This is a genomic window from Streptomyces sp. NPDC057474 (genome assembly GCF_042802555.1).
Classification (GTDB): domain Bacteria; phylum Actinomycetota; class Actinomycetes; order Streptomycetales; family Streptomycetaceae; genus Streptomyces.
Map to the genome: position 1 here is coordinate 1 of NZ_JBHVDX010000335.1, position 7,551 is coordinate 7,551.

The 7,551-nt window shown below is 68.3% G+C and carries 6 protein-coding genes; 3 read left to right on the forward strand and 3 right to left on the reverse strand.

The genetic code is table 11. The features are described 5' to 3' along the window. Positions 1 to 21: 21 nt before the first annotated feature. The 3 genes from ACFU53_RS44810 to ACFU53_RS44820 all read right to left on the reverse strand — a co-directional run bounded on the left by ACFU53_RS44810 (position 22) and on the right by ACFU53_RS44820 (position 3,213). Complete coding sequence (locus tag ACFU53_RS44810) at positions 22 to 858, reverse strand: ATP-binding cassette domain-containing protein (RefSeq protein WP_384005757.1); 837 nt, start codon at positions 856 to 858, stop codon at positions 22 to 24. Further along, positions 855 to 1,868, reverse strand: coding sequence for an ABC transporter permease (locus ACFU53_RS44815; RefSeq protein ID WP_384005759.1), 1,014 nt, complete (start codon positions 1,866 to 1,868; stop codon positions 855 to 857). Before ACFU53_RS44815 ends, ACFU53_RS44810 begins: the two co-directional genes overlap by 4 nt. Positions 1,869 to 2,190: 322 nt before the next feature. Next, positions 2,191 to 3,213: a sugar ABC transporter substrate-binding protein gene (locus ACFU53_RS44820; protein WP_384005761.1), complete on the reverse strand. Its 1,023-nt coding sequence runs from the start codon at positions 3,211 to 3,213 to the stop codon at positions 2,191 to 2,193. Between the two features lie 250 nt (positions 3,214 to 3,463). Here ACFU53_RS44820 and ACFU53_RS44825 point away from each other — a divergent pair, with 250 nt between their 5' ends. From ACFU53_RS44825 to ACFU53_RS44835, 3 genes are all read left to right on the forward strand, one after another. Next, positions 3,464 to 4,426, forward strand: coding sequence for a carbohydrate kinase (locus ACFU53_RS44825; protein WP_384005762.1), 963 nt, complete (start codon positions 3,464 to 3,466; stop codon positions 4,424 to 4,426). A 258-nt stretch (positions 4,427 to 4,684) separates the two neighbouring features. Further along, positions 4,685 to 7,207 (forward strand): GH32 C-terminal domain-containing protein, encoded by a 2,523-nt coding sequence (locus ACFU53_RS44830; protein WP_384005766.1) that lies wholly within the window; start codon positions 4,685 to 4,687, stop codon positions 7,205 to 7,207. A 32-nt stretch (positions 7,208 to 7,239) separates the two neighbouring features. After that, a complete protein-coding gene (locus ACFU53_RS44835; RefSeq protein WP_384005764.1) occupies positions 7,240 to 7,533 on the forward strand; it encodes a putative quinol monooxygenase in 294 nt (97 codons plus the stop codon). Positions 7,534 to 7,551: the final 18 nt, after the last annotated feature.

The window sequence follows — 7,551 nt, forward strand, 5'->3', positions numbered from 1 at the left end:
GTGCGTGCTTCAGTCCTGTCGTCAGTTGGCCTGGACGCCGGCGGCCTTCGCCGCCTCGGAATCCGCAATGACGGTACCTCCGGCCTCGTCGACGGTGAGCGCGCCCGTCATGATGGCGACGACCTCCGCCATGGAGTAGTCGGAGGGCTTGATCACGGCGGCGCGCCTGCCCAGCCGGTGGACGTGGATCCGGTCGGCGATCTCGAAGACGTGCGGCATGTTGTGGCTGATCAGGACGACCGGCATGCCCTTGTCCCGGACGCGGCGGATGAGGTCCAGGACCTGACCGGATTCCTTGACGCCGAGGGCGGCGGTGGGTTCGTCCATGACGACGACGCTGCGGGCCCAGGCGACGGACCGGGCGACCGCGACGGCCTGCCGCTGTCCGCCGGAGAGGGTCTCGACCGACTGGGTCAGCGAGCGCAGGCCGATCTTCAGGTCGGCCATGTGCTCGGCGGCCTCCTCGCGCATGCGCTTCTTGTCGAGCATGCGGAAGACACTGCCGAGGACGCCGGGGCGGCGCAGCTCGCGTCCGAGGAACATGTTCGAGGCGATGTCCATGGAGGCGGCCACGGCGAGGTCCTGATAGACCGTCTCGATGCCGTGAGCGCGGGCGCTCTGCGGCCCGGAGAAGGTGATGGGCTCGCCGCCCAGTCGTATCTCGCCCTCGTCGGGGGTCACCGCGCCGGTGAGGGCCTTGATCAGGCTGGTCTTGCCGGCACCGTTGTCCCCGATGACGGCGAGGACCTCGCCGGGCAGCAGGTCGAAGTCGGCGCCGTCGATGGCGGTGACCTGGCCGTAGCGCTTGACCAGACCGCGGGCCTGCAGCACGGGCGTGGGAGAGGAGGTGGCGGTCATCGGGCCTTCTTCCGGGAGAGCTGGTCGACGGTCACCGCGAGGATCACCAGGACACCGGTGATCAGGGTCTGGTAGATGGAGGCGACGCCCATCAGCTGCAGGCCGTTGCGGAAGACACCGACGATGAGGACACCGATGAAGGTGCCCAGGACCGAACCGCGGCCGCCGAAGAGGCTGGTGCCGCCGAGGACCACGGCGGTGATGCTGTCGAGGTTGTCGGTCTGTCCGGCCTGGGGGTCGCCGACTCCGGTGCGGGAGATGAGCAGCAGGGCGGCGATGCCGTAGAGGATGCCGGCCACGGTGTAGACGCCGATGGTCAGGCGGGAGGTGCGGATGCCGTTCAGCCGGGCCGCTTCCGGGCTGTTGCCCAGGGCGTAGACGTGTCGGCCCCAGCCGGTGCTGCTCAGCGCGTAGGCCAGGAGGAGGAACAGGGCGATGGTGACCAGGGAGCCGTAGGTGATGTCGGTGTTGCCGAGCGGGAAGGTCTGCCCGAGGGCCGTCAGCGGGCCGGGCAGGTTGGTGACCGTCTGCTCCTCGGAGTAGATGTGGGTCAGCGCGAACGCCACGTTGAGCATGCCGAGGGTGACGATGAACGGCGGCAACGGGATCTTCTGCACCAACAGCCCGTTGAGCAGCCCGAAACCGCCGCAGACGACCAGGCCCAGAGCGATGGCGGCGAGCGGGGGCAGGGAGCCCTCGGCGGCCATCTTGGCGATCATGATGCTGCCGAACGCCATCACGGCACCGCACGACAGGTCGATGCCCGCGGTGAGGATGATCAGGGTCTGTCCGATGGCGAGGGTGCCCACGACCATGACCTGCTGCACGATCAGCGAGAAGTTGCCGCCGGTCAGGAACTGGTCGGTCGAGAGGGAGAAGAAGGCGCAGGCCAGGAGGAGGGCGACCAGGGGGCCGGTGGTCGGTGCCGTGAGCAGTCGGCGGGCCGTGGTCGGTGCTTTGAGCTCGGCGTACGGCGAGGACGTGCCGGGGGGTGTGGTCGTGGCTGTCATGCGAAGTCCTTGTCGGAAGACAGAAGTCGTTGCCCGCCCTGGTCGGAGGACATCGGCGGACAAGAGGACAGGCGGGCGGCCGTCCCCCGGTCAGGGTCAGGGAGGAAGGGACGGCCGCCCCGCTGAGGGGAGAGGCGCAGTCGTACGGACCTCGGGCGGCCAAGGGCCTCCCTTTCGGATCTGGCCGGGGTGGCGGGGGCCGGCACACACTCCCCCACTGCCTTGAGGGCCTTGAGGGCCTTGAGGGCCTTGAGGCAGTGGGGGGACCCACACCGGCGGTGTCGTCGGTCGCCAAGGTCCGGCCCGATCCGAAAATGCAGGCCTAGCCCCAGCAGTTCTCCAGGCCGTAGGCGGTGTCCTTGGACGTGATGCCGTCCTGGGCCTTGTCGGTGATCAGGGTGACACCCGTGTCGGTGTAACCGGACGCCTTCTTGCCGTCCTTGGCGTAGGTCACGACGGCCTTGACGCCCTCGGAGGCCATCTTCAGCGGGTACTGCTGCGAGGTGGCGGCGATCGTGCCGTCCTTGACCGCCTCGGTCCCGGTGCAGCCGCCGTCGACGGAGACGATCAGGACGTCCTTCTCCCGTCCCTTGGCCTTGAGCGCGGTGTACGCGCCCAGCGCGGCCGGCTCGTTGATCGTGTAGACGACGTTGATGCCCGGCTCCTTCTGGAGGCAGTTCTCCATCGCCGTCTGGCCCTTGGCCTGGTCGCCGCCGGTGTCCTGGGAGCAGACGATGGAGGAGTCGCCCTCCTCGATGCCGAAGCCCTTCAGGAAGCCGTTGTGCCGCTGGACGCCGACGGACACACCGGGCGCGAGGTCGAGGGTGGCTATCTTGGCGGACTTGCCCGCCATGGCGGCCTTGGCGTACGCGCCGATCAGCTCGCCGGCCTTGAGGTTGTCGGTGGCGAAGAGCGCGTCGACCGCGCTCTCCGGATCGGTCGGGGTGTCCAGGGCGATGACCAGCACGCCCTTGGCCTTGGCCTTCTCGATCGCGGGCACGATGGCCTTGGAGTCGCTCGGGGTGATCAGGATGCCCTTCACACCGGAGGCGACCATGTTCTCGATGGCCGTGACCTGACCGGCGTTGTCGCCGTCGAACTTGCCGGCCGCCGTCATGAGCTTGACGCCCTCGGCCTCCGCTGCCTTCTCGGCGCCCTCCTTCATCTTCACGAAGAACGGGTTGGTGTCGGTCTTGGTGATCAGACCGACCTTGACCTCGCCCGAATCGGAGCCGGCGGAAGTCGATCCGGAGCCGGATCCGCAGGCCGTCAGGGTGAGGGCCGCGACGCCCGCGACAGCAGCGGTTCTGAGGAGGGAGGAGGACAGGCGAGTGGTGCGAGACATGATCGACTCCTGTGGGATAGCGGGCGGCACGGGGCCGGATTCAGAGCGTGCCGCTCGGGGTGTCATCGTTGACTTATGTCATCGTTGACACTGCCTGGCGAGGATGATGGACTCCGTCTCCCGGAAACGTCAATGCCCCGCGCCCGTCACAAATCGGCAACGTCGGCGGCCACCGCCCGCTGGTAGCTGTCCGGTAGCTGCGCCACGACGCGTCCGGTCGACCCGTAGGTTCGTCAGAGAAGAGCAGCCCATGAGCCCGCGTCAGATCACCGTCCTGGGAGAGTGCGTCGCGGACGCCTTCGCCGAACCTTCCAGCACCTCGAACGAACTCGCCCTGCGCGTCCTGCCAGGCGGCGGACCTGCGAATACCGCAGTGGCGCTGGCCCGGCTGGGCACCCCGGCACGCTTCCTCGCGCGGTTGTCCGGCGACGTGTTCGGCCGTCTCTTCCGCACCCACCTGGAGGCGTCCGGGGTGGACCTGTCGAGTGCCGTCCAAGCCGCCGAGCCCAGCACGCTGGCCGTAGCGGAACTGGATTCCCAGGGGCAGGCCGCGTTCTCCTTCCACGCGCAGAACACGGCCGACTGGCAGTGGACGGCCGAGGAACTGGCACAGGTGGACCTGTCCGAAACCGCCTGCGTGCACACCGGGTCTCTGGCCCTGGTCCGGGAACCCGGCGCGGCGGTGGTGGAGGACTTCTTGACGGCTGCCGCCCCTGACGCGACCATCAGCATCGACCCCAATGTCCGACCGCTGCTGGTGCACCCCGACGTCTACCGGGCCCGGCTGGCGCACTGGTGCGCCCTCGCCGATGTGCTCCGGCTGAGCGAGGACGACCTTGAACTGCTGCTGCCGGGCGCCGCGCCCGAGCAGGCGTGCGACATCTGGCACACGGCCGGGGCGCGGCTCGTCGTGATCACGCGCGGTGCCGACGGCGTCCTGGCCTCGCTCGACGGCGAACGGATTCAGGTACCCGCCGTGTCGACGCGGGTCGCCGACACGGTCGGGGCGGGCGACTCGTTCACCGCCGGGCTGCTGGACCACCTCGGCGCCCGCGGCCTCCTCGGCGGCCGATTGACGGAACTCCGCCTCGACGACGTCGCGGAAGCGTGCCGGTTCGCCGTCCGGGTAGCGGCCCTGACCTGCTCGGTCGCCGGTCCCAATCCGCCGTGGCAGAGCCAGCTGGCGCAGTTCGCCACAGCCGACCGCGCGTGACGGGTCGGCGAGCCTTCTAACTCCGCATCACGGCCGAACCGTTGACGCGTCGGCCGGAATGCCCCCATCATCGGGCCACTCGATGTCATCGATGACACAAGTCAACGATGACACTTTTGCCGGGCGCCGTGGACGACAGCGCCCGCAGGACGTCACTTTCGGTCGGTCCGCGCCGGGCAGCAATCTCCACCGCGCGGCGGCCGCAGTACAGGAGACATAGTGAGCTCTCTACGTGTATCCCGGCATGCCCGCATACGGATGATCGCGGCGGTGGCGACCGTCTGCGCCCTGTCCGCAGCCCCGCTCGCCCCCCAAGCCGTGGCTGCCGACACCCTGCCGTACTCCGAGACCTACCGGCCCCAGTTCCACTTCACTCCGGAGAAGAACTGGATGAACGACCCCAACGGCCTCGTGTACTACAAGGGCGAGTACCACCTCTTCTACCAGTACAACCCCAACGGCAACTCCTGGGGCGACATGTCCTGGGGTCATGCGGTGAGCAAGGACCTCGTGCACTGGCAGGAGCTGCCGCTCGCCCTGTCGCACGACGACGAGGAGATGGTGTTCTCCGGCAGCGCGGTCGTCGACCGGGACAACACCACCGGCTTCGGCACGAAGAAGAACCCGCCGATGGTGGCGATCTACACCAGCCACGCCAAGGACACGGGCATCCAGGCCCAGTCGCTCGCCTACAGCACCGACCGCGGCCGCACCTGGACCAAGTACCAGGGCAATCCCGTCATCGACATCGGATCCAAGGAGTTCCGCGACCCGAAGGTCCAGTGGTACGCGCCGACCAAGAGCTGGCTGATGACGGTGTCGCTGTCCACCGAGCACAAGGTGCGGTTCTACTCGTCCAAGAACCTCAAGGACTGGGACCTGCTCAGCGAGTTCGGGCCGGCCGGCGCGACGGGCGGCGTGTGGGAGTGCCCCGACCTGTTCCCCCTCGCGGTAGACGGGGACAAGAAGAACATCAAGTGGGTCCTGGTCGTCAACATCAACCCCGGTGGCATCGCGGGCGGTTCGGCCGCCCAGTACTTCATCGGCGACTTCGACGGCAAGAAGTTCACCGCCGACGACAAGGGCACCTACACCCCGCCCACCGGCACGGTGGTACAGGACTTCGAGAACACCGACTTCGGTACGTGGACGACCACCGGCACCGCCTTCGGCGACGGACCGGCGGCCGGGGCCGTGGCCGGGCAGGGCACCGTCGACGGCTTCGACGGCAAGGGCCTCGCCAACAGCTTCCACGCAGGTGACGCCAGCACCGGCATCCTCACCTCACCCGAATTCACCGTCGACAGCTCCTACCTGAACTTCAAGGTCGGCGGCGGACGGCACCCGCACGAGTCCGGAACCGTCATGGAGCAGGGGCCGCCGCCCGAGGGTACGGTCCTCGCCGATTTCGAAGGCGGCAGCTACGGCGACTGGACGACCACCGGAGACGCCTTCGGTACGGCACCGGCCACCGGCACCCTCCCCAACCAGCAAGAGGTCTCCGGATTCCTGGGTGACGGCCTGGTCAACTCCTACCTGAACGGCGACACCACCACCGGCACCCTCACCTCGCCCGAATTCACCATCGACAAGAACCACATCAACTTCCTCATCGGCGGCGGCAACCACCCCGCCGGCTCCGCCAACCCCACCGCCCTCGAACTCCTCGTGGACGGCGAAGTGGTGCGCAGCGCCACCGGAAAGGACGGCGAGGCGCTCAACTGGGCCTCCTGGGACGTCGGCGACCTCGCCGGCAAGCAGGCACAGATCAGGATCGTCGACGACAACACCGGCGGCTGGGGCCACCTCAACCTCGACCACATCATGCTGTCCGACACCGCGGCCCAGCCCGTCTCCCAGGAGACGTCCGTCAACCTGATCGTCGACGGCGAGGTCGTCCGCAGCGCCACCGGCGCCAACAGCGAGACGTTGGACTGGGCCTCGTTCGACCTGCGTCCCTACGCGGGCAAGAAGGCGAAGATCCAGATCGTCGACATGAACAATGCCGGCTGGGGCCACGTCCTGGCCGACCGGTTCACCGAAGCCGACACCGCCGCCAAGTCCGTCGTCCAGCGCGCCGACTGGGCCGACTACGGCAAGGACTACTACGCGGCCGTGTCCTGGGAGAACGCCCCGGGTGGCAAGCGCTACATGGTCGGCTGGATGAACAACTGGGACTACAGTGGCGCCATCCCCACCTCTCCCTGGCGCGGCGCGCAAAGTGCCCCTCGGGAGATGGCCCTGCGCACGGTCAACGGCCAGGTCCGGCTGACCAGCAAGCCGGTCGACGGCCTGGAGTCCCTCAGGAAGAAGCGCCCGGCGACGGCGGCCGGCGTCACCGTCAAGAGCACCACGAAGACCCTGATCGGCCCTGCGGCCAAGGGCAAGGCACTCGACATCGAGGCGACCTTCTCCCTCAAGGACGCCGACCGCTTCGGCCTGAAGGTGCGCACCGGCGCCGACGGCGAGGAGACCGTCATCGGCTACGACACCACGACACAAGAGTTGTACGTCGACCGCACCCGCTCCGGCGCCGTGGACTTCAACAGCACTTTCCCGGGCGTCCAGACCGCGCCGCTGAAGGCCAAGAACGGCAAGGTGAAGCTGCGGATCCTCGTCGACTGGTCCTCCGTCGAGGTCTTCGGCGGCAGCGGCGAAGCGGTGATCACCGACCAGATCTTCCCGGACCCCGCCAGCGAGGGATTGCAGGTCTTCGCCGAGAACGGCTCGGTGAAGCTGGACAAGGCCGTCGTCTGGCACCTCGACTCCGCCCACGACTGATCACGACCCCGACCACGGAGGAACACCACACCGTGAACAAGACCCTGCTCGCCGAGTTCACCGCCCGCGAGGGCGCGGAGGACGAGGTCGCCCGACTGATCCTGGACTACGCCCGGAAGGTGCGCGAGGAGGACGGCAATCTCGCCTTCGACGTCTACACCAAGGCGTCCCACCCCCGCGCCTTCTGGATCTTCGAGGTGTACCGGGACGAGGACGCCTTCCAGGCCCACCTGAAGGCCCCCTACGGCGGCCCGTTCAACACCGTCCTCGCCCCGCTGATCGAGGAAGACGCTTCGGTGCTGACCTTCCTCAATCCGGTGACCTGACGGTCCCTCGGCCCGGTG

Bases quoted from the DNA above. Each gene is read 5' to 3' on its own strand.
- ACFU53_RS44815 (WP_384005759.1), bottom strand. From the start codon at position 1,868: ATGACAGCCACGACCACACCCCCCGGCACGTCCTCGCCGTACGCCGAG.
- ACFU53_RS44820 (WP_384005761.1), bottom strand. From the start codon at position 3,213: ATGTCTCGCACCACTCGCCTGTCCTCCTCCCTCCTCAGAACCGCTGCT.
- ACFU53_RS44825 (WP_384005762.1), top strand. From the start codon at position 3,464: ATGAGCCCGCGTCAGATCACCGTCCTGGGAGAGTGCGTCGCGGACGCC.
- ACFU53_RS44810 (WP_384005757.1), bottom strand. From the start codon at position 858: ATGACCGCCACCTCCTCTCCCACGCCCGTGCTGCAGGCCCGCGGTCTG.
- ACFU53_RS44830 (WP_384005766.1), top strand. From the start codon at position 4,685: ATGATCGCGGCGGTGGCGACCGTCTGCGCCCTGTCCGCAGCCCCGCTC.